Here is a 22,792-nt window from a genome sequence, read left to right on the forward strand (position 1 = left end):
TCGTATATTCGACTCTTTTTTGATTATCTAGTTCTCATTTTAGTAGCTTGTTGTCTTGCTTTTTTTATTTGACTATGGTCAAATGGATGAAGGTCTTTTCTAGTAGTTAAGTTAGCGATGTTTGAAGCTATAACAACTTCAGAATTTGCTTTACCTTTTTCACCCTTAATACCCATAACAATTATTTTGTGACCTTGGTTTATGTCAATAAATTCTGGCTTTTTAAACCATCTATTTCTTTTATATTCACATTTAGCTATTTGCTTACCAGCATCAGATTTAACAACTAGCCAAACATGTAATCTATTAAAAATACCAAGAAAGCTCTTAGTTTCAGTTTTAACTGATAAAACTGTACCAGATACACTTGTCATTCTATCTCCATATTTATTCATATATGCATCAGAGTAGTATTTTGTCATTTTATCTTTGAAACCCATTGCAAAAACTCCTTTTATTATAAATTATACTATGTTAACAATAATTATATTGTCATTATAGCATAAAAATTATAGATATAAAACAAAAAATAGAATTAATAATTCAAAGAAAGATAATATAAAATAAAATTTAAAACACATGAATATGATATTAAAATAAGAGGTAAACTCTTGTATAATATAAGGTAAGCATATGTAATAATTATGCAAAAATATAAAAATATTACTTTAGACAAGGGGAGGTGTCTTATGAATAAAATTACAATAGAAGAGATTAATAAAGAAGAAATTATCTCAAAAGTAAAAGATGTTAGAGAAAAGCAGGGAAGATTAGTAGCTATAAATGGATACGTAGATAAAGATAAAAATAATATTGTAGTGTATACGCTTGAATATGATAATTTTAGGAAACATTATCACATTAAAGGTGAGACTATATTACCAACTGTGACTAATATATATAAAGGTGCACAGTGGTTTGAAGAAGAGATTCAAGAAATGATGCCATTAAAATTTGAAGGATTAATATTTAGTGGAAGATTGTTCTTGCCTGAAGAATTTAAAGAAGGTGAGGGGCAAATATTAATAATGCCATTAAATGAATTAAAAAAATTAAAAGATAAATAAGAGGGGGAAGAAGGGATGAGTTATATTTTGCCATTAGGTCCTTATCATCCAGCTTTAGAAGAGCCAGTTCATGTTAAGCTTCTTACTGAAGGAGAACTTATAAAGGATTCTGAGGTATTCATAGGTTATAACCATAGAGGAATAGAAAAATTAACGGAAACAAGAAATTTTATTCAAACAATTACGCTAGTTGAAAGAGTATGTGGAATTTGCTCTCATTCACATGCAATGACTTATTGTTTAGCTATAGAAGATATTGCAGGTATGGAAGTGCCTAAGAGAGGTCAATATATTCGTGTTATTATGAGTGAACTTGAAAGGTTACATTCACATTATTTATGGTTGGGATTAGCTGCACATATAATTGCATTTGATTCATTATTTATGATGTGTTTTGCGTCAAGAGAAAAAATTATGGATATGCTAGAGGTTATAAGTGGTAATAGAGTCAACTATGCTATGAATATTATTGGTGGATCTCGTAGAGACATAGATGGAGATCAAAAACAAACATTAATAAAGATTATAGCTGAATTAAGAAAAGAATATAAGAATATCTATAATGTATATGCGAAAGATTCAAGTATAGCTGCTAGAACTAAAGGCGTTGGAGTTTTATCAAAAGATGATGCTTTAAATTATGGGGCATGTGGCCCACATGGAAGAGCATCTGGAGTTAATTTTGATGTAAGAAAAACTATGCCATATAACTCTTATGAAGATTTTGAATTTAATGTAGCATTAGCAAATGGTGGAGATGTATTTTCGAGGGCTGTAGTAAGGTTAATTGAAATTGAAGAAAGTTTAAAAATTATTGAACAAGCTTTAAATAAAATGCCTGAAGGCCCTATTAATTTAGGAAACAAAATACCTAAGGTGCCAGCAGGTGAATATATGAGTGTTACTGAAGCCCCAAGGGGTGAGGTAACTTATTATGTAGTAACAAACGGTGGGCAAACAAATGGAAGAGTTAATATTCATGTACCAACATTTAAAAATTCAATGACAGTACCGGTTATGTTAAAAAATAATACGATTGCAGATGCAGGGTTAATAGTTGCAAGTATAGATCCATGTTTCTCATGTTTAGATAGATAGGAGAAAAAATATGCATGAATTAGCTGTAACTAAGGGGTTACTTAAGATATGCCTGGAAGAAGGAGAAAAACATAAAATTGAAAAGATTAATAAAATAAATATTAAGGTTGGAGAGCTAACAGACTTAGTTCCAGATTGTATATCATACTACTTTAATATTGTAGCAAGAGGAACAATAGCTGAAAATACAGAAATTAATGTTGAAAAAATACCAGTAGAAATTGAATGTAATGAATGTGGGTATAAAGGCATTATAGGTAAGAATGACTATAAATGTCCTAAGTGCAAGGGTTTGCAATATGAAATTACAAAGGGAAGAGAGTTTTATTTGGATACAATGGAGGTTGATTAATATGGAAATAAAAGTTGTAAGACAAATTTTAGAATGGAATGAAGATTGTCACAAGGAAGTTCAAAAAACACTTAATGATAACAATGTAAAAATGATTAATATTATGGGGTCTCCAGGAGCAGGAAAAACAACATTTATATTAAACTTGATTAATGAACTTAAAAAGAAAGATGTAAGAGTTGCCGTTATTGAAGGGGATATTGAAGGAACTATAGATGCAAAAAGAATTCAAGATGAAGGAATCCCTGTTGTTCAATTAAACACCCAAGGGGCTTGTCATATTGAAGCTATGTCAATAAAGAATATTATTAATAAATTTGATTTAAATGAATTAGATTTAATAATAGTTGAAAATATAGGGAATTTGGTATGTCCAGCAGAATTTGAGATTGGGGAGGTATTAAAGGTTGCATTATTAAGTATTCCAGAAGGTGATGATAAAGTTGTAAAGTATCCATTAATGTTTTCAAAAGCAGATGCCTTAGTACTTACAAAATATGATATGATAAAATATTTTAACTTTAATGAAGATGAAGTTAGGAATCAGACATTATTAAGAAATCCTAATTCACAGATATTTAAAATAAACTCATTAGAGAAAGGTGAAGCAAAAGCTTTCGTAGAGTGGTTAGTTAGAAAAATATAATATAGAAGGTGATAATTTATGAAAAGATGGACAGCATTTTTAGGAACCTTTATTTTATCATATTTGTTTTGGATTTTATTTTTAATGCAGGATTTTAATATTTTAAAATTAGGAGCACAAGAGATTATTGTAGGAGCTATTGTTGCCGCAATAGTTAGTCTATTTTCAAGTCAATATTTTGCAAGAGAAGATGGAATGTGGTTGTTTAAAAAGTTTAGAATAATAAATTTAATAGCATTTATTCCGGTATACTTATGGGAATTGATTAAAGCAAATTTTAGTGTTGCAATTAAATCATTATCCCCTAAGATAGATATAAACCCGGGTATTGTAAAAATAACTACAGATTTAAATTCAGATTATGGTTTAGCTATGTTGTCTAATTGCATAACATTAACCCCTGGAACTATAACAATGGATATTTATGAAGATGAAGATAATAAAAATGCAATGTATATTCATTGGATAGATGCGACTACAGAAGATACTAAAGAAGCATCAGAAATAATAAAAGGCAAATTCGAATATTTTGTAAGGAGGCTTTTTAAATAATGAATATTAATTCTATATTTTATATAGTAGCAATATTATTAGCTATCCTAGCATTAGTTTTAGTATATAGAGTTTTTAAAGGACCTAATGTAATAGATAGAGTTTTAGCGGCTGATTCTATAGATATAATTTTAGGTATTGTAATGATTTTATTTGGTGCAATTGAAGAAAGAGCTATGTATTTAGATCTTGGACTTATTATAACTCTTTTAGGTTTTATTGGAACAGTTTTAATTTCTAAGTATATAGAGGGGGAATTATAATGTCTATACTAGAAGTAATAATTTGTATATTACTAGTAATAGGAATCTTCTTTACACTAGCCGGCGTTGTTGGAGTAATTAGGATGCCTGATACTTTTTGTAGACTTCAAAGTGCAACTAATATAGCAACTATGGGAGCAATGCCAATAGCTTTAGCATGTAGTATATATGGTTTTAGTGAATCAAATACATCATTAGGAATTAAGTCATTGATAATAGTTGTATTTTTATTAATAAGCAATCCAGTAGGAGCCCATGCCATGGCAAGAGCTGCATATAAAAATAAAGCAGAGTTAAGTGATAAAACGAAGTTTGATCATTATAGGAGGGATATAAATGGGTAGTTTTGAAATACTTAATTTTTTAGTTATATGTGGATTAGTTATTGCTGCTCTTTGTGTATTTTTTTTAGACGATATACTTCAATGTATTATTGCAATGGCTGTTCTTGGTACATTTTTAGCACTAGAATTTTTAATACTTAAAGCACCAGATGTAGCACTTGCAGAAGCAGCAGTTGGAGCAATATTGACGCCAGTAATCTTTATAATAACTTTAAATAAGGTTAAGACTAAGGAGGGAGAAAAATGCAAAAAAGAATAGCATATATAATTTTAATTTTATTACTTGCAATTTTTTCTTTTGTTGGATTTAAGATGGGGGCAAAGTCAGAAGTGTTTGGAGATGCATCACAAATAATTATTAATGAAACTATGAGTAAAACTGGGGCTATAAATTCAGTAACAGCAACAGTATTTGATTTTAGAGGATATGATACATTAGGAGAAGCAATAGTATTGTTCACTGCAATTTGTGGTGTTGCAGCAGTGTTAAGAGAAGAGAAGAAAGCAAAGGAGGAGAACTAATATGAAAAAGAGGAGAGACTCAATATTAATTTCTTGTACAAATTTAGTTTTACCTATTTTGCTTACTTTAGGGCTTTATATCATAATACATGGACATTTATCACCAGGTGGAGGATTTCAAGGTGGAGTACTAATTGCTGGAGCTGTTGCATTGATTTATATTGGATATGGATTTAAAAAGGTTAAGAATGGAATAGCTTCTAATACATTTAAAATTGCAGAAGATTTAGGAGCACTTGGCTTTATAATATTAGCATTTATAGGATTAATAGGTTCAGGAGTGTTTTTTGGAAATATACTTGAGAAGGGAACTCCAGGAGAATTATTTTCGTCAGGAAGTATATTTTTAATGAATTTTGCAGTAGGATTTAAAGTTTTTGCAGGAATTTCTTTTTTGATAATCATTATGTTGAGCAATTTAAATAAGAAGGGGGAGGAGTAGATGACAATTAATTATATTGGAGCTTTTCTATTAATAGTTATTGGTTTAGCCATAATTGTATTGAAGAAAAATCTAATAAAGATAGTAATTGGGATGGGTATTTTAGATTCAGGAATAAACCTATTATTAATTTCGATTGGATACAGAGTTAATGGAACAGCACCTATATTTAGTGATAATAGTACTTATTTTGTAGATCCTATTCCTCAAGCACTAACTCTTACATCCATAGTAATAGGAGCTTGTGTTACTGCACTTGCTTTATCAATAGTTATTAAAATTAATAAGCATTATAACAGTATAGAAAGTGATGATATAAGGAGGATTAGAGGGTGAGTACTAAATTTATTAATAGTCTTCCAATAATTGCGATAATGACGCCGTTTATATTAGCTTTTGTACTTGGGCTTTTTAAAGAAAAATATATAAAAGTGAAAAAGGCATTAGCAGTTATAGCAACTACAGTATCGTTTATATGTGTATTATTATTAATTAAGCCAGTGTTAGTTGAGGGTGGAGTAATAGTAACTTGGATGGGAAATTGGCTTCCTATAGAAGGAAAAGCTTATGGGATTTGTCTTGAAATAGATTCATTAGGTGTATTTTTATCATTAATTATTACAGGGGCATCGTTATTATCAGCAATTTATTCATTAAAATACATGAGCCATGATAATGGGTTAGAAAAATATTATGTATTATTTTTATTATTAACTTCAAGTATGATTGGTTTTGTATTTACTGGTGATTTATTCAATATGTATGTAATGCTAGAAATAATGACTTTTGCAGCTATTGCTTTAACTGCATTTAGAAATTATAAGGACAAGTCAGTTGAAGCTGCATTTAAATATATAGTAACAGGATCATTAGGATCATCTTTAATTTTACTAGGAACTTGTTTGATATACAGTGAAACTAAAACATTAAACTTGGCTGAAATAGCTGTAAGTTTAAATATATCACAAGGTATGAGTTCTACTATGATAGTTGCATTTGCGCTTATGATGGTTGGATATGCAGTTAAGGCATTTATGGTTCCATGTCATACTTGGCCAACAGATGCTCATATGGCAGCACCTTCATCAATATCAATGATACTATCTGGTGTAATGAGTAAAACAGGAGTATATGCAATTATAAGATTAGTATTTATGATTTTTGGACTAGTATCTAACAAGCCAGTAGGATATTTAATTTTAATATGGGGATTAGTAACAATGGTAATAGGAGTTTCTATGGCATTATTACAACATGATTTCAAAAGACTTTTAGCATTTCATTCAGTTTCGCAAATTGGATATATAATTACAGCATTAGGAATTGCAATTATAGAAAGTGAAGAGATAAGCATAATGGCTTTAACCGGTGGAACTTATCATATGATAAATCATGCCATATTTAAAGGGTTATTATTTTTAGTTGCAGGTGCAGTTTTGTATACAACTGGAACTACGGATTTAGATTCAGTTTCAGGTTTAGGAAAGAAAATGCCATTTACTATGGCGATGTTTTTATTTGGAGCAGCAGCAATTAGTGGTATCCCACCTTTTAATGGATTTGCATCTAAATGGATGATTTATGAATCAGGTTTTAATGGAAATTTGGGTATTGCTTCAATAATAGCTGTTGTAGTATCAGCACTTACTTTAGCATCGTTTATAAAAGTAGGACATTCTGTGTTTTTTGGTCCTATTAAAAAGGAGGATGATAATGTAGAGGATGTTCCATTATCTATGAAGATACCAATGGGTATTTTAGCAGCGTTAACAGTTGTTTTAGGAATAATGCCAAGATTAGTAGTAGATAATTTATTAATACCAGTTGTAAGAGCAATTTATAATTTGCCTATATATATTGGAAGTGCATTAGGAAATGTATATGGTGTATTGGATATAAACTTTGATGTTAGTAAAATTGAATTTTCAACTAATGGGGTTTATAGTCCAACAAATTTTTTGATTTTATTCATAATATTGCTTTTAGGTGTTTTATTGTTTGTAATATTTAAAGGAGAAAAGACTGGTGAGGAAATACATGAAAATCTTGATAAGGAATTTGATATGAGTATATTTACAAGATATCAAAATAAGGCTTCAAATGGTGTGAATTATTCAAATGTAGATATAGAGCCAAGTTGTAAATATGATATTTTTGTTGGTGGAGAAGAGGGTGAGAAGGTTAAGGTTGGAGCTAATGACTTGTTCTGGGGAATGAAATATCAATTAAAGGGATATTTAAACAGTATTCAGAGGGCACATAGCGGAAGTGTTAATGATTATGCTTTATGGATTGTAAGCACATTAGTCATAGTATTAATAATTTTATTTATATTTGTATAGGAGGTGGGAATATGGAGTATATTTTAAAATTAATTAATTTATTAATATTCCCAGGCTTTATTTTTACAATGATTATGGGATTATTTTTATCAGGTGTGGATAGAAAAATAGTTGCAAGAATGCAAAGAAGAAGGGGGCCTAAGATTTCTCAACCTTTTTATGACTTTGTAAAATTAATAGGAAAGGATACTATAGTACCTAGAAATGCTAATACTAAATTATTTATAATGGCACCAATAATAGCATTAGTTAGTATTTGTATAGTACCAGTTTTATTTCCTATATATAATGTAACATTTTTTGGAGGAGTGGCAGATATTGTTGTAATTATCTATTTATTAACGATTCCTTCAGTAGCGATAATAATTGGTGGAATTGCATCAGGGTCACCATTTGCATCTATAGGTGTTTCAAGAGAAGTTGTTTCTATGATTGCATATGAATTACCGCTTATAACATCAATATTAGCTGTTTGTAAAAAAGCAGGAATGGTTTTAGGAATGGAAACTACGTATTCTTTATCTGCAATATCAATGGCCCAAAAAATTAATGGAAGTTTTATGTTTTCTATAGCATTATTGCCGGCTGCTATTGCCTTTTTGATGATTTTACCAGCTAAAATTGGAGTTGCACCATTTGATGTGGCAGAGGCAGAAACTGAACTTTGTGAAGGACCATTAGCAGAATATAGTGGATTGCAGCTTGGTTTATTTAAGTTAACACATAATATAAAATTATATGTTATGACTGCTTTATTTGTAGTTTTGTTTTTAGGTAATGCGGGAGTTGAAAATGAAAATTTAGTAATTAATATAATAGTTAATACATGGATATTAATTGTATTAGTAGTTGTGATTACAGTATTATTTTTATCTGTAGTAAGAGGTCTTATGGGTAGATATAAATCTAATCAAATGTTTAAATTTTATTGGACAGTACCAACTATATTAGCACTATTAAGCTATGTATTAGTAAGCTTTAATTTGTAAGGGGGTATTTGATAATGGCATTAGTAGAAAAAAGTAGGGAAAAATCTCCTTGGATATATCATTTAAATACTGGCTCTTGTAATGGGTGTGATATTGAATTACTAGCATTACTTGGACCAAGATATGATATAGAAAGATTTGGCGTTAAAGTTGCAGGTTCTCCTAGGCATGCAGATATAGTGGTTGTAACAGGACCAATTACAGTACAGTCTAGAGATAGAATGATTAAGGTTTTATCACAAGTTCCAGAACCGAAAGTTGTTGTATCTATAGGTTCATGCCCAGCCTCAGGAAATGTGTTTAAGGGTAGTTATGCTATTGATGGACCATTAGATAAATGGACTAGCGTAGATGTAACAGTTGCAGGATGTTCTCCAAAACCAGAAGCAATAGCAAAAGGAATATTAAAAGCTGTAGAAATATTAAATAAGAAGAGGGAGGTAGAGACGCATGTTTAAACTTCCTTATTTATTAGAAGGTATAAGTAATATTTTTAAGCCTGTATTAACAAATGAAGAAGATTTTGATAATACAAAGGGAGCAGAAAATTATAGAGGAAAGCTTTATTTTGATTCTAATGCATGTATAGGATGTGGAATTTGTATTAGGGTTTGTGCTGGAGAAGCTATTACTAAGGAAATGAAGCCTGTAGAGGGTGGACAGGAAATAAAAATGACATTTGATTTAGCATCATGTACATTTTGTGGGTTATGTACAGATTTTTGTCCTAAGCATGCAATAAAAACAACTGAAGAGGTAATGATGGTAGAGAATGATAAGGAGAAATTAAAGGTTGAAGGAAGCTTTATTAAGAAGTTACCACCAAAGAAGCCAATTATAAAACCAAAGCAAGAGGATAAATCAAAAGATGTAATAGATAAAAAGGAAAAAATGTAAAATAAAAAGGCGCTTATTTGCGCCTTTTTGTATAAGTGAGATTTAAAATTTTAATTCGGGTAGTTGAAATTACACTTTAGTGTACTCAATCACTGAAAGGAGTCGAGTTTCCTAAGTGAGAGTCCAAATTTTAATTTGGTTTACTCGAACTTACTCAGCGACTGAAAGGAGTCGAGTTTCCTATTAAGAATAATAGCTTTCTATTTTTGATTTTCTATTTAATAGTTTATATCCTGAAATACTGGGATTAACCTTAGTAAAGCGAGCTGACTGCCAAAGGCCAAAACACTTATCAAATTTATAAAGTTCGTTATCTATTTCAACAATTGCTGAGTTATTTATATCAAAGCCTTTAAAGGAAACTTTTTTCCCTTTTTCTTTTAAATATTTAAGTGCTTTCCCGAGTAGTTCATCAGGATCAGGAATATTTCTTTCCTCTAAAAAAATTTGAAATGAATCTTTAGTATTACTACAATTACTTCCCATACAATAACCTCCTAAAATTTCCCGCGTGTATAAATATTATATGCATTATGTAAAATATTTACAATAAAAAAATAACTATTTATCAAAAAATCATTGGAATCAATTCCAAAATGACAATTTGATTGTAAATAACAGTAAATAATTGAAGATTTATTTAAATAATATTGAAGAATTTATATATAGAGATAAGTTTCGAAATTAAGTAGTAAATATTAGAGGTTAGTCTTGAGGATAATGTTAACAGAGAGTATTAAATTGGAATAATATATACAATGTAAGTATTAAAAGAGATGACTTTATGAAAAAATCTAACAGTAAAAAAGAAGCTAAAATTAATAAGAAAAATAGTTGCTATAAAAAAAATAATGAGAACAGTAATAATAATAGTAGTAGTACTACTGAAGAAGAAAAAGCAGAGTTACTTAATCAAATTGGAATTTTAGATTTATCTTTATTTGGAGTATATTTAATAATATATGCATCAATTTTAAATATAAAATATCTAGGGTGGCAAAAAGTTCAAATATTAGATCAATTAAATGAGAGTAATTATTCGGATTTAATTGGGGATTTATCAGAAGTGCCTAAAAATGCGAATATTATATATTTATTTGTAACATCTATTTTTACAGGAGTAATATTTAATAATTATAGAACTGCTTCATCGCAAACTGGAGATGAGAGAAATGAAAAAGAAATTGAAAATGCTTATAAAAGTGTAATAGCTATTTTGTTAATTTTGTTAGGTACTACAATTAATTTCGAGGTATTGCATTCTTAAAGGTCCTAATATAAGTGTATATATTAGGACTGTTTTTTTGATAAAAAGTAATAAAAGATATTTACTATATCGGTCTTTATGGTATAAAATATATATAATTGGATTTATTGGTAAAAAATAACTATTAATACATATATATAAATTTTAAACATATATAACTATATTAATAATGTTTAGATAGGCATTTATAGTATATTAAGGGGGAAATGGTTATGAAAATAATTGTTGGGGCTGGAAAAACAAAATATAATGGATGGGTCTCTACTCAAGAAAATGAATTAAATTTGTTAAATTTAGAACAATGGGAAAGGTTGAAGGAAAATGAAGAAATTGAAGCAATATTAGCAGAACATGTTTGGGAACATTTATCTTTAGAAGATGGAATAAAAGCAGCAGAAAATTGCTACAAATTTTTAAAACCAGGTGGCTATGTTAGATGTGCTGTTCCAGATAAGAATTTTAAAAATGCTTTATATCAAAGCATGATTAAAGTAGGAGGACCAGGGCATGAAGCTCATCCAGCAGCAGAGCATAAAATGGTATATGATTATAAGACTTTAGTAAAAGTTTTTGAAGAAGCAGGATTTGAGGTAACTCTTTTAGAATATTGTGATGAACAAGGGGATTTTCATTATAAGGAGTGGGATGAATCTAAAGGAAAGATATGTAGAAGTTATAGATTTGATAACAGAAATTCTAGAGGAAAATTAGGAATGGTATCAATTATTATTGATGCTGTAAAACCATTTAATAAATAAGAAGCTTGAAAATAATAAGTATTATTACTATAATTAGTTTAAATGAATAATTCAAAAGAGGTGTAAGCATGAGTTCATTTAAGTCAATTAGTAGTAAAGAGGCTAATAAATTAATTGAAAATTGTAGTGAATTAGTAATTATAGATGTAAGAAGATTTAGTGAATATAAGTCAGGAAGGATTCCTAATGCAATAAATATACCAGTTGAAGAATTAGAATGGGAAATTGAAGATTTGAAAGAAAATATAGATAAACCTATTTTAGTTTATTGCAAGGCAGGGCATAAGAGTGCTTTAGTATGTCAAATTTTAGAAGAAGAAGGATTTAATAACCTTTATAATTTAGGACAAGGTATTTTAGGGTATGATGGTAAAATAGTTTAAAAATAATGTATTTAAAAATAATGTATTTAAAATAGTAAATAATTAATATTTACTGTTTTAAATACATTTTTTGATTTTGCATATTAAAATAATATGTTAAATATTATATAATATATTAAGATAACGTTTAAATTAATAGGATATAAGGAGTGATGAGAATGTTATATACACTAGAAAATGAAAATATTAAAATTGTTGCAAGCACTCATGGGGCAGAGCTTAATAGTATTACATCTAAAAAGGATGGTACAGAATATTTATGGAATGGGAATAAAAATTATTGGGGATATCATGCGCCAGTTTTATTTCCTATAGTTGGAAAGGTGAAAGATGGTATATATAGAGTTGATGGTAAAGAATATAACTTACCACAACATGGATTGGCTAGAGTTCGTAAATTTGAATTAGTAGAAAAAACAGATAATAAATTAGTATTTGAATTACCTTATTCAGAGGATACATTAAAAATATATCCTTATAAATTTTCTTTGAAGATTACTTATTCATTAGTTCAAGATGGTGTTACAACGGCTTATACAGTTGAAAATAAAGATGATAAGACTATTTATTTTTCAATAGGAGCTCATCCGGCATTTATGTGTCCAATAAAAGGTGGGGAAATAATAAATGATTATTATTTTGAATTTAATGAAAAGGAAACAACTGATATAATGATTATCAACAAGGATGGATACATTAAAAAAGAAAGAAAAGAATATTTAAATAATGATAATATTATTAATTTAAGTTTTGATGTATTTAAAGACGATGCATTAGTTTTTGATAATTTAAAATCTAATAAAATTAGCTTAAAATCAGTTAATCATGACAAGTGCGTAACTATGGATTTCACAGGTTTTCCTTATATGGGATTATGGACAAAAGTAACAGGAGCTCCGTTTGTATGCATTGAACCATGGTATGGACATGCCGATTTTGAAGATTTTACTGGTGAACTTAAGGATAAAGAAGGAATAGAAAAGTTAAAAGTAGGACAAGTATTTAATAGTGCTTATACAGTTACAATAAAATAGTTATTTAAAAAAGCCTAAATAATTAAGGATTACTCTTATTATTTAGGCTTTTTTTGATGAGTAAAAATAATTTTACTTAAATTTAATAAAGTATAAAATAAATTTAAATTTACAGAACATAGAAAGCGTTTAGGAATATCTTAATAGTATAAAGGAGGTGGAGATATTATGAAAATAGATTGGTCTAGATTTAAGAATTATGGACTATGGTTATCTTTGTTTTCTTTAATTGGTATTTTATTAAATGCATTTGGTGTTAATTTTGTACCTGAAGAATATACACAAATAACAAATGCTATCCTTGCGGTTTTAATTGCTGCTGGAATTATAAGTAATCCAACTACTGAAGCTAAAGGATATTTGGATGATAAAAAAGCTGAAGAAGAAAAACAATAGGTAGAATAGAAAATGAACCACAATAATATAGTTTAAAGCTTATATTATTGTGGTCTTTTATTATTCAATAGTATCATCTCTATATTCAACAATTGCTTCGTAGAGAGCTTTAGCACATTCAGATTGGCCTAATTTAGATGAAAGGTATTTTTCATCCGAAGAATTACTTAAAAAGCCTAATTCAATTAATGAAGAAGTATTTGTATTTAATTCTAAAACAGCAAGTTCTTCTCCAGAGACATAAGAACGAACACCTCTATTAGTTGTGTAATTTAAATCTATTAATGCTTGTTGAAGGTATTTTGATAGGTTTAAGCTATTTTCATCGTTAGGATTGTACCAAGTTTCAACTCCAGATATTTCTTTAGAATCAGAACTATAGTTACAATGGATTGAAATAAATATATCAGCATTACATATTTTTGATATATTTATACGCTCTTTCAAACTATCATTTGCGGTTTCTAACCAATCTATTTCATCATTTGACCTTGTATAAATTACTTTAAATCTATCATCATTTTCTAGTAGTTCACCTAATTTTAATGAAATAGCTAAGGTAATATCTTTTTCAGCAGTGCCATTAGGACTAATAGCTCCGTAATCCCAATCTCCATGACCTGGATCAATACAAACCACATATGGAGGTGATTCTTCGATTTTAGGTATTGCTAAGTTAAAAGTAGCAATAGTTTTATTTTTATTTGACATAATAATTATTAAGGGGACTATAGATATAAATAGTATTATAGTAGTAAATGCTACTATTATTCTTCTTTGACGTTTTTTTTTCTTTTTGTAAAGCATTTTTCTTCTGTAGTTTAAGTTAAATGAATCCTTATTTATTTAAACCACCTCTACAAAATATTATTTAAATGAAATTAGCTTTTTACATAGCGAATAAGGATACTATGTATAGTTTAAACTAAGTTGAATTTAGAATTTTAGTCAAATTTGATTTATTAATTAAGTATAAAATATTTAGATGAGATTTAGATTGTCACTTATAAGTATAAATAAATTACCAAAAAATGTAAATAAATATAAGCAAAAATAAATTTGAAAAAATTTTTTAAAGCAAGGAACAATTTATAGGACATAATAGTCTAATTAATATGTTAACAAAAGAAAATTAATAAAAGTGAGGTTATCAAAAATGAAAAAAATATTAGTAAGTGCTTTAATTGCAATTATGGTAGGTGCAACATTAACAGGTTGTGGAAAAGCAAACAACGGTAATAATCAAAGTGTTGAGCAGGGGACAGGGCAAACATCTTCTGTATCAGCAAAGGAAGTTGTAGAAAAATTAAGTGAAGAAGAATTATTTATGATGCCAACAATGGTTGATGATGAGATGGCTAAAGATATATATCATTTAAATTTAGAAGATATAGTCGATTATGGAATATTAGTTCCAGGTGTGACAGCACAACAAGATGCTATAATAGTAGTAAAAGCAAAAGAGGGAAAAGTTGATAGTGTAAAGGCTTCATTAGAAGAATATATTCAAGATCTACTAGCTGGCCATTTATATCCTGAATATTTAGAAGCTGCAGAGAATGCAACAATTGAAGTTAATGGAGATTTAGTATCATTATTTATTTTAAATAGTGAGATTAAGGATAATATAGAAGCTAAATATAATGATTTGATTAAATAATAAGTAAATAAAAGGAGTATTTTATATTTATATATCTTTAGTGATGATATATAGTATAATATACTCCTTTATTTTGTTAATAATAAAAAATGTTAAGTTAACTTGAGTTTTACCATTCTCCAGGATAAGCAATAATGTATAATGATACAGTTTGCACTCCCCAGTTTATACAATCATTTTCTGAGTTTAAAAATAAATCTATTTTGTTACCTTTAATTGCACCACCTGTATCAGCAGCAATAGCCATACCATATCCAGGTATATAAACTTTTGAACCTAAAGGAATTATAGATGGATCTACTGCAATGGTACTAATACCATTGGGATCACGGACAGGGGTAGTGCCTGTATAGGTAATTGTATCACCTGTATACGCAGTACTTACCATTGTATATACTGCTTTATAGTTGGTAGTTTCATCATTAGTAGTATTTGCAACACATTCACTATCTTCTAAAGATTCAGAAGTAGATTCGTCTTCTTTTGAGCTAGATTCTTCAATTTCTTTAGCCTTTTCTTCTTCTAAGTTTTTATTAGAGATATTTATATCATTAATAATATTTTCATTAGTAACACTACGAGTATTATCATTAATATTATCAGTAGTAATATCATTATTATATTCATATATATTAGTATTTGAGCTTATATCATTTTTATCTAAATAACTTACATTAACAACTTTTTGTGCACTTTTATTTAAAACACTTGCTTGTGCAGAAAATTCATTTATACCAAATAGTGATATAGCAAGTGAAGTTGTTAAAACTATAATTTTCTTAAACAGAAAAATACACCTCCAAGATTATTAATTTAATTCCTTCGCCCTGCAACAAGGTTATACTATATATAAAAAATGATGTCAAACCAACATGGTTTATAATGGGAATGAATAAAATGGAAGAAGTAAAAAGGAATAATATAGAAAAGTGGTTGTAATACTTTAAATTCAAGAGATTAAAACATATCGCTAAAGAAAAGTCAAGAAAAAATAAATGGGAAAAATATGATTAAATTCCTTAAATATTATAATTAATTTAGGTATAATTTTTTGAAAAAATGTGGACAAATTCAAAAGTATTGTTCTATAAAATTTGAGAGAGAATATATAGGAGTGTTAGAATATTATGTAAAAATATGTGATATAATTAATAGAATATGTATATTAATAAGATAGATATATATATAAATTAGTATTAGGGGGAATATAATGGCCGCTATAACATATAAGTGCCCAAATTGTGGTGCAGAAATTAACTTTGATCCTACTTTGCAAAAAGGAAAATGTGATTTTTGTATGAGTGAGTTTACAGTGGGCGATATAGAACGTTTAAATAATGAAAATAAAGATCATATAACGGAAGAAATTTTAGATGAAGAATATAATGATGAATGGAGTAATTTAGAGGAAAACACAGCAAGTTATTCATGTCCAAGATGTGGCGCTGAAATAGTATGTGATAAAACAACAACAGCAACATTTTGTTGTTATTGCCATGGGCCAGTTGTGTTAAATGATAAGTTTAAAGGCGAGTTTAAGCCATCTAAAGTTATGCCATTTAAAGTTAATAAGGAAACTGCAATTGAGAATTTCTTGAAATGGAGTAAGAAAAAATGGTTTTTGCCTAAGGAGTTTTCATCCTATAAACAATTAGAGAAAATTACAGGTATCTATATTCCATTTTGGTTAGTTACTTCTAATGTTACTGGGGAAATGAGTGCTAGATGTAAAAGAATAAATACTTGGGTAAGTGGTGATTATAGATATACTAAAACAGACGTATATCATGTATATAGAGAAGCAAATTTGAATTTTAATAATGTTCCTCATAATGCATCAAGTAAAATGGATGATAATGTTATGGAAAGTATTGAGCCTTATGATGATAGAGAGCTTAAAGATTTTTCAATAGCATATTTACCAGGATTTTTTTCAGAAAAATATGATAGAGGTAAGGAGCAAGTTTTACCTTTAATTGAAGGTAAAATAAGAATGGGAACAAATGATATATTGAGAAATTCTATAAGTGGATATTCAACTGTTGATATTGTTGGAACAAATGAAAGGTTTAATAAAACATCTTGTCAATATGCATTGATGCCTGTTTGGATGATGACATATAGTTCAGGAGATAAAAATTATATATTTGCAATGAATGGTCAAACAGGAAAGGTGTTTGGCTCATTACCAGTGTCAAAAGGTAAAATAGCAATATTGTTTGCGATAGTATTTATTTTGGTATTTTTAGTTGTATTAATAGGAGGGATGTTTATATGATTAATATAAAAAAGAAAATGGTACCTTTTATTAGTTCACTTGTCTTGCTATTATCCTTTGTAACTATAGTAAGTGCAGATATAAATTTTGTAGTTGATGATGCTAATCTTTTATCAAGTGAGGAAGAACAACAATTAAGAGAAGATTTAGCAAGTTTTAAAGAACAGTATAATATGGATGCTGTTATAGTAACATCTAATGATTTAGATGGTAAAAGCCAAATGGATTATGCTGATGATTATTTTGATTATAATGGATATGGTGTTGGAGAAGATAAAAGTGGCTTATTATTGTTAATAGATATGGACGATAGAAAGGTATGGATATCAACTTCGGGAGAGGCTATAAAATATTTCACAGATAGTAGAATACAGAATATAGTTGATGATATAACAACGCAATTAAAAAATGCAGATTATTTTGAAGGATGTAATGAATTTATAAATGATATAAATTATTATGCAGAAGAAGGTATACCAGCAGGGCAATATACTTATAATGAGGCTGAACGTACTCAAAAAGTTATTTTTATTGGATTAGGAGCTGGATTAATAGTAGCTAGTGTAGTATCTTTATTAGTTGTTAATTCTTATAAAAATTCAAAATCTATTTCTACAGCAAATTATGTTGATCGTAACTCAATAGTTTTTACTAGAAAAAAGGATAGATTTATTAGTACGTACACTTCAAAAACAAAAATAGAGAGAAATAATAGTAGTAGTGGAGGAAGTTCAACTCATACTTCAAGTAGTGGAAATACTCATGGTGGAGGCGGAGGAAGCTTTTAAAAATAAATAAACTTTATGACTGTATAAAAAATAACATGGATAATTTTATTTAAACATGTTATTTTTGTACAGTTTTATTTTTTCATACAGTATTAATTAAAAAGTTTATGATAAATTGATAAATAAATACAAATAAACTATACTAAGGTTATAAAATGAGAATAGCATAAAGGAGTGATTATTTGTTTGGTTATGTAACTCCACTGAAACCAGAGCTTAAAATTAGAGAATATGAAATGTTTAGAGGATATTATTGTGGTGTCTGTATGCATATTAAAGATACTTTTGGAAATCTACCAAGGTTAACTTTAAATTATGATATGGCATTCTTAGGATTATTATTAGATGCATTACATAATGAGACTCCTAAAATTGACTTTAAAAGATGTATGGCTCATCCATTAAAGAAAAAGCCAATGATTATAGATAATAAGGCATTAGAATATACAGCTGCAATGAATGTTTCATTAGTATATTATAAGTTGATTGATGATGTGAATGATGATAAAAGTATAAAAAGTAAGTTAGAAAGTACAGCATTATCACCATATAAAAGAAAATTTAACAGAAATGTTACGAAAGTTAATGATATAATAGAAGAAAATTTAAATTTATTATCTAACTTAGAGGAAAATAAAAATTTTGAATCTATAGATGAAATTTCTCATCCATTTAGTTTAATAGTTGCTAAAATTTTAGAGTTATATCCAGAAAATTTTGAAGGCGATTGTGAAAATATTAGGTATGCACTTTATGATCTAGGATATGCATTAGGAAAGTGGATATATTTAATAGATGCATTAGATGATTTAAAGGAAGATATGGAGAAAAATAAATTTAATCCAATAAACTTTTTATATAATAAGGAAAATAAAAGTTATGATGAGCTAATGCTGGAAATAAAGCCGCGAATGGAATTTACTATATTGAATTGTGGATATAATTGTAAGGAATCATTAGATAAATTACCATTAAAAAGAAACAAAGCAATACTTGAAAATATAATTAGTCTTGGAATGATGGATAAGTATGAAAAGATAGTTAATAATTGTAGCTGTAAAGAAAAAGGAAATTTAAAATTTAATTCATAAAGATTAAGAAAGTTATTCTGAAAATATACGGTTATAAAAAATATACATAAAGGATAAAAAGGAGTGTTTTAAAAATGAATCCATATGAGGTATTAGGAGTAAAGCCAGGGGCTTCTCAAGAAGAAATTAAATCAGCTTATAGGAAGTTAGTAAAACAATATCATCCAGATCAATATGTAGATAATCCACTTAAGGATTTAGCACAGGAAAAGCTTGCTGAAGTAAATAAGGCATATGATATGTTAAAGAATAATAATGGTGGAGATTCAAGCTATAATGCTTCATCTAATGGATATAACACAAATTATAATTCAGGATATAGTTCTTATAGTAGCAATGCTCCAATTTATGCAGAGATTAGAAGTTTAATTCAAATGAGGAGTATTTCAGTAGCAGAATCAAAGCTTAATGCTATTAGAGATAGAGATGCTGAATGGTATTATTTATATGGAAATGTTATGCTTGCAAAAGGATGGTTTGAGTCAGCATATAATAATATTCAAAAGGCATGTAATATGGATCCAAATAATTTTGAATATAGGCAAGCATTAAATCAATTAAATTCAAGAAGTCGTGGATATAGTCAAACATATAGAACTTCAAGTGGAAATATGGATACTTGTGATTGTTGTATGAATTTATGGTGTTTAGATTCATTATGTGAATGCTTTGGTGGAGATTTAATAGGATGTTGTTAGGATAGTTAGAAGTTAATAGTTTTGAGTTAATAGTTAATGAATAAATTCAACTTGGGTTGAATTTAAGAATGTATTTTAAGAAACAATGTAATAGTTTCTATAACTATTAACTACTAACTATTAACTGTATGAAAGGGGCGGTTTTATGAAGGCAAAGAATATAGCTCTTGGGGGGATTTTAGTTGCATTAACTACTATAGTTTTATATTTAGCGGCTTTTTTACCAATAAGTACATTAGCAATATTAACTATTGCTTCAGCAATAATACCTATTTGTATTATAAGAAGTGATGTACAAACATCAATTTTTGTCTATATAGCATCTAGTTTAATAGCTTTTTTCTTGGTTCCAATTAACATATCATTGTTATATTTTATTTTCTTTGGTGTATTTGGAATAATAAAGTTTTTTATAGAGAGATTAAGAAAAGAAAAATTAGAAATACTATTAAAATTAGTATTCTTCAATATAGCCTTTATTATTGGATTTTTAATAATGCAAAATATATTAGGTATAAATGTAATAACAGGATTAGAAACTATAGTTTCTAGGTTATTTGATACTTCAACAAAAGCTATTGCATCTATTATATTATGGATAATAGCACAACCAGTTTTCTTAATTTATGATTATGCTATGACAATGATTATTACATTTTATATGGAGAGAATACACAAAAAGTACTAGAAGCATTTAAGGATAGAGAAGATTAGTAAAAAAAGAACTGCCATTTGGCAGTTCTTTTTTTGCTAAATATCTAAAAGATTCTTTTTATATGAAGAGTACATATTTCTTAATAAGCTCATTTTATCTTCTAATTCTAAATATAAATCAGAAGCAAGCTCTAAATTGTTCTCCACAATTGCGTCTTTAAGTCTTGTGAAAAGAGATTTTGTAAAATTAGTATCCTTCATGATATATAATCTTAATTCGTGAATTTTAGTCCAGTTAGTTAAGTCTAAATCTAGTGCTTTATTTGCATCATGAAGGCATTTACAAGCTCTGATTTCAGCAGTAAATTTATTTACTATTCTATGAGATATTTCCATTTTCCATCTCTTAATAGTTGCCATTCTAAAACTGTTAATAAGTTGATCTGTTAGCACATCATTTCTCTTTAAAACTTCTACTTTTTCAGGATATCTATCTAATGCAGTAATGTTTTCATAGATTGTTGCTGGTGCTTTGCTGAAGTATTTATTTCTTTCTTCTTCAGTAAAGTCTTCAAATACATCTTCTTCAGCTCTATATTTTCTATCTTTTTCTAAGTAATCGGCTTCTTCACCATATTCTTTTGAAAGTTCAGCTAAAAGCTCATCATCAGTCTTTTTATTGTTAACCGCATAAAGAATACCATCAAGCATTGCCATATAACATACAGCTATAGTTATATAAGCATTTGAATGTGGATTTGGTGAACGAAGTTCAAATCTTGTAGCTAAAGGATTAGCTAAATCTCTAATAAGACCAACTAATATAGATCTATTTCTCGAAGGATTACTTGGAGATAATCCAAGAGAAGTAACTATACAAACTGGTGCTTCAAATCCAGGTTTTAATCTTTTTAATGAGTTATTAGTTGAAGATATAAATGGATTCATAACTTCATAGTTTTTAAGTAATCCCATAAGAGATCCATATCCAAGAACACTTAAGAAGTGATCTTTAGTTGTATGGAATAAGTTAATTCTCTTACCATTTTTAAGTTTTAAGCTAATTCCTAAATGTACATGCATACCTGAACCAGCAACACCATCAAGGGGTTTAGCCATAAATGTAACATCTAATCCATATCTTCTATAAGTTTCTTGAACTAATATTTTAATGAATAATTCATTATCAGCTGCTTGAACTGCATCAGAATATTTCCAATCAACTTCAATTTGTTCCATTACATGATCAAAATTACCAGAAGAATCTAATTTAGCTCTAACTCCACCAACTTCTTTATGTCCCATTTCTGGTTCAAATCCGTAAGCTTCCATTAATAGTAAAGTTTCTTCTAAAGCAGTACGAACTTTACCTTTAGTTCTTGTCCAGTATTGTTCATGAAGTACTTGAGAAGTAGATAATTCTTCTAATTCTGCATCACTGTTTGGAGTTTTAACCCAAAATTCTAATTCAGTAGCAGAAGTAATAACTATTTCATCTATATCATCTTTTTTTATGTCATAAATATCTAATACTTCAGGATTTGTATCAAATATATTCCATAAAGTATCTTTAAATGTTTTAACTGCATTGTGTAAAATATTTCTAGAATCCACAGGTTTATTATCGTGATATAAGAAACATGGAATTCTTAATGTACCAACTGGTTTATTTGTTGCAGAATCTATAAAATCATAATTGTAATCAACAAACCATTTGCTATGTAAGTCAGCAATCATATCTACTTTTGCATTATTTAATGTGGCGATTCCAGGTAAAACAACTGATGAACCATCAGTTTGAACTGCAACTCCATGAAGGAATGAGTCAAGATCATCTAAAAATAAGTTTACTGGTATTTTTTCATCAGTATCATTTCCTGAAAGGTCAATTCCAACAAATGAAACAAATTTGATTTCGGGATGGTTAGTTAATATTTCTTTTACTTGTTCTTTTGTATGATTTTCTTTTGGTATGGTATAAAGTAAGTTATCAATCATAAGCTTAATTTCACAACAGTTAAAACGCTATGAAATATACTCACATCCTTTCTTATATTAGTCGAATGATAGATGGTAAAAGTTTAAAAACATTCGGAAATTCCTTATAGTGATTTTATTATAAATTTGTTAATTATGTCAATACATTTATTGATATATTATAATAAAATATCAATTTTTTTGTAAATTATTCTTATTTACAAATTATAGCATAAATTTTATATACTTATATAAAGAACTGTTTAAATTTGTATAAAAAGGTTAAAATAAAAA

Annotated in this window: 31 protein-coding genes and 1 pseudogene; 27 read left to right on the forward strand and 5 right to left on the reverse strand. The window is 28.1% G+C overall.

The features are described from left to right. Positions 1-23 precede the first annotated feature (23 nt). Positions 24-440: a hypothetical protein gene (locus ABUA17_RS01495; RefSeq protein WP_042394273.1), complete on the reverse strand. Its 417-nt coding sequence runs from the start codon at positions 438-440 to the stop codon at positions 24-26. A gap of 249 nt (positions 441-689) precedes the next feature. On the opposite strand from ABUA17_RS01495, the gene ABUA17_RS01500 reads away from it, so the two are divergent. From ABUA17_RS01500 to ABUA17_RS01570, 15 genes are read left to right on the forward strand one after another with little or no spacing between them, the layout of a single operon-like run. Next, on the forward strand, positions 690-1,067 hold the full coding sequence (locus tag ABUA17_RS01500; RefSeq protein WP_055274866.1) for an NADH-quinone oxidoreductase subunit C: 378 nt from the start codon (positions 690-692) through the stop codon (positions 1,065-1,067). Positions 1,068-1,082: 15 nt separating this feature from the next. Further along, on the forward strand, positions 1,083-2,165 hold the full coding sequence (locus ABUA17_RS01505) for a hydrogenase large subunit (RefSeq protein WP_042394270.1): 1,083 nt from the start codon (positions 1,083-1,085) through the stop codon (positions 2,163-2,165). A 10-nt stretch (positions 2,166-2,175) separates the two neighbouring features. Beyond that, on the forward strand, positions 2,176-2,517 hold the full coding sequence (gene hypA / locus ABUA17_RS01510) for a hydrogenase maturation nickel metallochaperone HypA (RefSeq protein ID WP_042394268.1): 342 nt from the start codon (positions 2,176-2,178) through the stop codon (positions 2,515-2,517). A gap of 1 nt (position 2,518) precedes the next feature. Beyond that, complete coding sequence (hypB, locus tag ABUA17_RS01515; protein WP_042394265.1) at positions 2,519-3,163, forward strand: hydrogenase nickel incorporation protein HypB; 645 nt, start codon at positions 2,519-2,521, stop codon at positions 3,161-3,163. A gap of 18 nt (positions 3,164-3,181) precedes the next feature. After that, positions 3,182-3,715 carry a Na+/H+ antiporter subunit E gene (locus tag ABUA17_RS01520; protein ID WP_042394263.1) on the forward strand — a complete coding sequence of 178 codons (534 nt, stop codon included), beginning with the start codon at positions 3,182-3,184 and terminating at the stop codon, positions 3,713-3,715. Then, positions 3,715-3,978, forward strand: a complete 264-nt coding sequence (locus ABUA17_RS01525) for an MrpF/PhaF family protein (protein ID WP_042394262.1) — start codon at positions 3,715-3,717, stop codon at positions 3,976-3,978. The genes ABUA17_RS01520 and ABUA17_RS01525 overlap by 1 nt, the downstream gene beginning before the upstream one ends. Then, positions 3,978-4,322 (forward strand): monovalent cation/H(+) antiporter subunit G, encoded by a 345-nt coding sequence (gene mnhG / locus ABUA17_RS01530; protein WP_042394260.1) that lies wholly within the window; start codon positions 3,978-3,980, stop codon positions 4,320-4,322. The genes ABUA17_RS01525 and mnhG overlap by 1 nt, the downstream gene beginning before the upstream one ends. After that, the gene (locus tag ABUA17_RS01535) at positions 4,315-4,581 is read left to right on the forward strand and encodes a Na(+)/H(+) antiporter subunit B (RefSeq protein WP_042394258.1); all 267 of its coding nucleotides are present in this window, start codon (positions 4,315-4,317) and stop codon (positions 4,579-4,581) included. The genes mnhG and ABUA17_RS01535 overlap by 8 nt, the downstream gene beginning before the upstream one ends. After that, a complete protein-coding gene (mbhE, locus tag ABUA17_RS01540; protein WP_042394256.1) occupies positions 4,566-4,844 on the forward strand; it encodes a hydrogen gas-evolving membrane-bound hydrogenase subunit E in 279 nt (92 codons plus the stop codon). Before ABUA17_RS01535 ends, mbhE begins: the two co-directional genes overlap by 16 nt. 1 nt (position 4,845) lies before the next feature. Then, positions 4,846-5,286 carry an MnhB domain-containing protein gene (locus ABUA17_RS01545; RefSeq protein ID WP_042394254.1) on the forward strand — a complete coding sequence of 147 codons (441 nt, stop codon included), beginning with the start codon at positions 4,846-4,848 and terminating at the stop codon, positions 5,284-5,286. Beyond that, entirely contained in the window at positions 5,287-5,622 is a 336-nt protein-coding gene (locus tag ABUA17_RS01550) for a sodium:proton antiporter (protein ID WP_042394251.1), read from the forward strand. It abuts the gene before it with no gap. Beyond that, complete coding sequence (locus ABUA17_RS01555) at positions 5,619-7,628, forward strand: proton-conducting transporter transmembrane domain-containing protein (RefSeq protein ID WP_052330572.1); 2,010 nt, start codon at positions 5,619-5,621, stop codon at positions 7,626-7,628. The genes ABUA17_RS01550 and ABUA17_RS01555 overlap by 4 nt, the downstream gene beginning before the upstream one ends. An 11-nt stretch (positions 7,629-7,639) precedes the next feature. Beyond that, positions 7,640-8,617, forward strand: a complete 978-nt coding sequence (locus ABUA17_RS01560; RefSeq protein ID WP_042394249.1) for a respiratory chain complex I subunit 1 family protein — start codon at positions 7,640-7,642, stop codon at positions 8,615-8,617. Positions 8,618-8,631: 14 nt separating this feature from the next. Then, the gene (locus tag ABUA17_RS01565; RefSeq protein ID WP_042394246.1) at positions 8,632-9,075 is read left to right on the forward strand and encodes an NADH-quinone oxidoreductase subunit B family protein; all 444 of its coding nucleotides are present in this window, start codon (positions 8,632-8,634) and stop codon (positions 9,073-9,075) included. Further along, positions 9,068-9,514, forward strand: coding sequence for a 4Fe-4S binding protein (locus tag ABUA17_RS01570; protein WP_042394244.1), 447 nt, complete (start codon positions 9,068-9,070; stop codon positions 9,512-9,514). The genes ABUA17_RS01565 and ABUA17_RS01570 overlap by 8 nt, the downstream gene beginning before the upstream one ends. Positions 9,515-9,697: 183 nt before the next feature. Here the strand turns inward: ABUA17_RS01570 and ABUA17_RS01575 are convergent, their stop codons facing one another. Next, a complete protein-coding gene (locus tag ABUA17_RS01575) occupies positions 9,698-10,000 on the reverse strand; it encodes a hypothetical protein (RefSeq protein WP_042394243.1) in 303 nt (100 codons plus the stop codon). 298 nt (positions 10,001-10,298) lie between these two features. On the opposite strand from ABUA17_RS01575, the gene ABUA17_RS01580 reads away from it, so the two are divergent. The 5 genes from ABUA17_RS01580 (at position 10,299) to ABUA17_RS01600 (ending at position 13,352) form a co-directional block, all read left to right on the forward strand. Beyond that, positions 10,299-10,781: a hypothetical protein gene (locus ABUA17_RS01580; RefSeq protein ID WP_195951452.1), complete on the forward strand. Its 483-nt coding sequence runs from the start codon at positions 10,299-10,301 to the stop codon at positions 10,779-10,781. 212 nt (positions 10,782-10,993) lie between these two features. Continuing rightward, positions 10,994-11,539, forward strand: coding sequence for a class I SAM-dependent methyltransferase (locus tag ABUA17_RS01585; RefSeq protein WP_154820392.1), 546 nt, complete (start codon positions 10,994-10,996; stop codon positions 11,537-11,539). Between the two features lie 68 nt (positions 11,540-11,607). Beyond that, entirely contained in the window at positions 11,608-11,922 is a 315-nt protein-coding gene (locus ABUA17_RS01590) for a rhodanese-like domain-containing protein (protein ID WP_195951453.1), read from the forward strand. A 158-nt stretch (positions 11,923-12,080) separates the two neighbouring features. Continuing rightward, on the forward strand, positions 12,081-12,956 hold the full coding sequence (locus tag ABUA17_RS01595; protein WP_055291466.1) for an aldose 1-epimerase family protein: 876 nt from the start codon (positions 12,081-12,083) through the stop codon (positions 12,954-12,956). 168 nt (positions 12,957-13,124) lie between these two features. Beyond that, positions 13,125-13,352, forward strand: coding sequence for a phage holin (locus tag ABUA17_RS01600; RefSeq protein ID WP_055291465.1), 228 nt, complete (start codon positions 13,125-13,127; stop codon positions 13,350-13,352). 60 nt (positions 13,353-13,412) lie between these two features. Here ABUA17_RS01600 and ABUA17_RS01605 read toward each other — a convergent pair whose 3' ends face one another. Then, entirely contained in the window at positions 13,413-14,063 is a 651-nt protein-coding gene (locus ABUA17_RS01605) for an N-acetylmuramoyl-L-alanine amidase family protein (RefSeq protein WP_243276004.1), read from the reverse strand. Positions 14,064-14,508: 445 nt separating this feature from the next. Here ABUA17_RS01605 and ABUA17_RS01610 point away from each other — a divergent pair, with 445 nt between their 5' ends. Further along, positions 14,509-15,012 (forward strand): DUF4358 domain-containing protein, encoded by a 504-nt coding sequence (locus tag ABUA17_RS01610; protein ID WP_055274877.1) that lies wholly within the window; start codon positions 14,509-14,511, stop codon positions 15,010-15,012. Positions 15,013-15,121: 109 nt separating this feature from the next. On the opposite strand, the pseudogene ABUA17_RS01615 reads toward ABUA17_RS01610, so the two are convergent. Continuing rightward, positions 15,122-15,397 (reverse strand): annotated as a pseudogene (locus ABUA17_RS01615) (3D domain-containing protein); the annotation flags it as partial. A gap of 22 nt (positions 15,398-15,419) precedes the next feature. Between ABUA17_RS01615 and ABUA17_RS01620 the strand changes: the two are divergent. The 6 genes from ABUA17_RS01620 (at position 15,420) to ABUA17_RS01645 (ending at position 20,555) form a co-directional block, all read left to right on the forward strand. Then, positions 15,420-15,680 (forward strand): hypothetical protein, encoded by a 261-nt coding sequence (locus ABUA17_RS01620; RefSeq protein ID WP_052330569.1) that lies wholly within the window; start codon positions 15,420-15,422, stop codon positions 15,678-15,680. Positions 15,681-16,222: 542 nt separating this feature from the next. Beyond that, entirely contained in the window at positions 16,223-17,290 is a 1,068-nt protein-coding gene (locus ABUA17_RS01625) for a TFIIB-type zinc ribbon-containing protein (protein WP_052330568.1), read from the forward strand. Then, positions 17,287-18,078: a TPM domain-containing protein gene (locus tag ABUA17_RS01630; protein ID WP_195951454.1), complete on the forward strand. Its 792-nt coding sequence runs from the start codon at positions 17,287-17,289 to the stop codon at positions 18,076-18,078. The genes ABUA17_RS01625 and ABUA17_RS01630 overlap by 4 nt, the downstream gene beginning before the upstream one ends. 182 nt (positions 18,079-18,260) lie before the next feature. After that, positions 18,261-19,169 (forward strand): DUF5685 family protein, encoded by a 909-nt coding sequence (locus tag ABUA17_RS01635; RefSeq protein ID WP_042394219.1) that lies wholly within the window; start codon positions 18,261-18,263, stop codon positions 19,167-19,169. Between the two features lie 74 nt (positions 19,170-19,243). Then, positions 19,244-19,867: a J domain-containing protein gene (locus ABUA17_RS01640; RefSeq protein WP_042394216.1), complete on the forward strand. Its 624-nt coding sequence runs from the start codon at positions 19,244-19,246 to the stop codon at positions 19,865-19,867. 145 nt (positions 19,868-20,012) lie between these two features. Continuing rightward, positions 20,013-20,555 carry a hypothetical protein gene (locus ABUA17_RS01645; RefSeq protein WP_042394213.1) on the forward strand — a complete coding sequence of 181 codons (543 nt, stop codon included), beginning with the start codon at positions 20,013-20,015 and terminating at the stop codon, positions 20,553-20,555. Between the two features lie 62 nt (positions 20,556-20,617). Here ABUA17_RS01645 and ABUA17_RS01650 read toward each other — a convergent pair whose 3' ends face one another. After that, on the reverse strand, positions 20,618-22,519 hold the full coding sequence (locus ABUA17_RS01650) for a type I glutamate--ammonia ligase (protein ID WP_042394211.1): 1,902 nt from the start codon (positions 22,517-22,519) through the stop codon (positions 20,618-20,620). Positions 22,520-22,792: the final 273 nt, after the last annotated feature.

This window comes from Clostridium sp. RTP31139st1_H3_RTP31139_211217, from assembly GCF_040227035.1.
Taxonomy (GTDB): domain Bacteria; phylum Bacillota; class Clostridia; order Clostridiales; family Clostridiaceae; genus Clostridium; species Clostridium saudiense.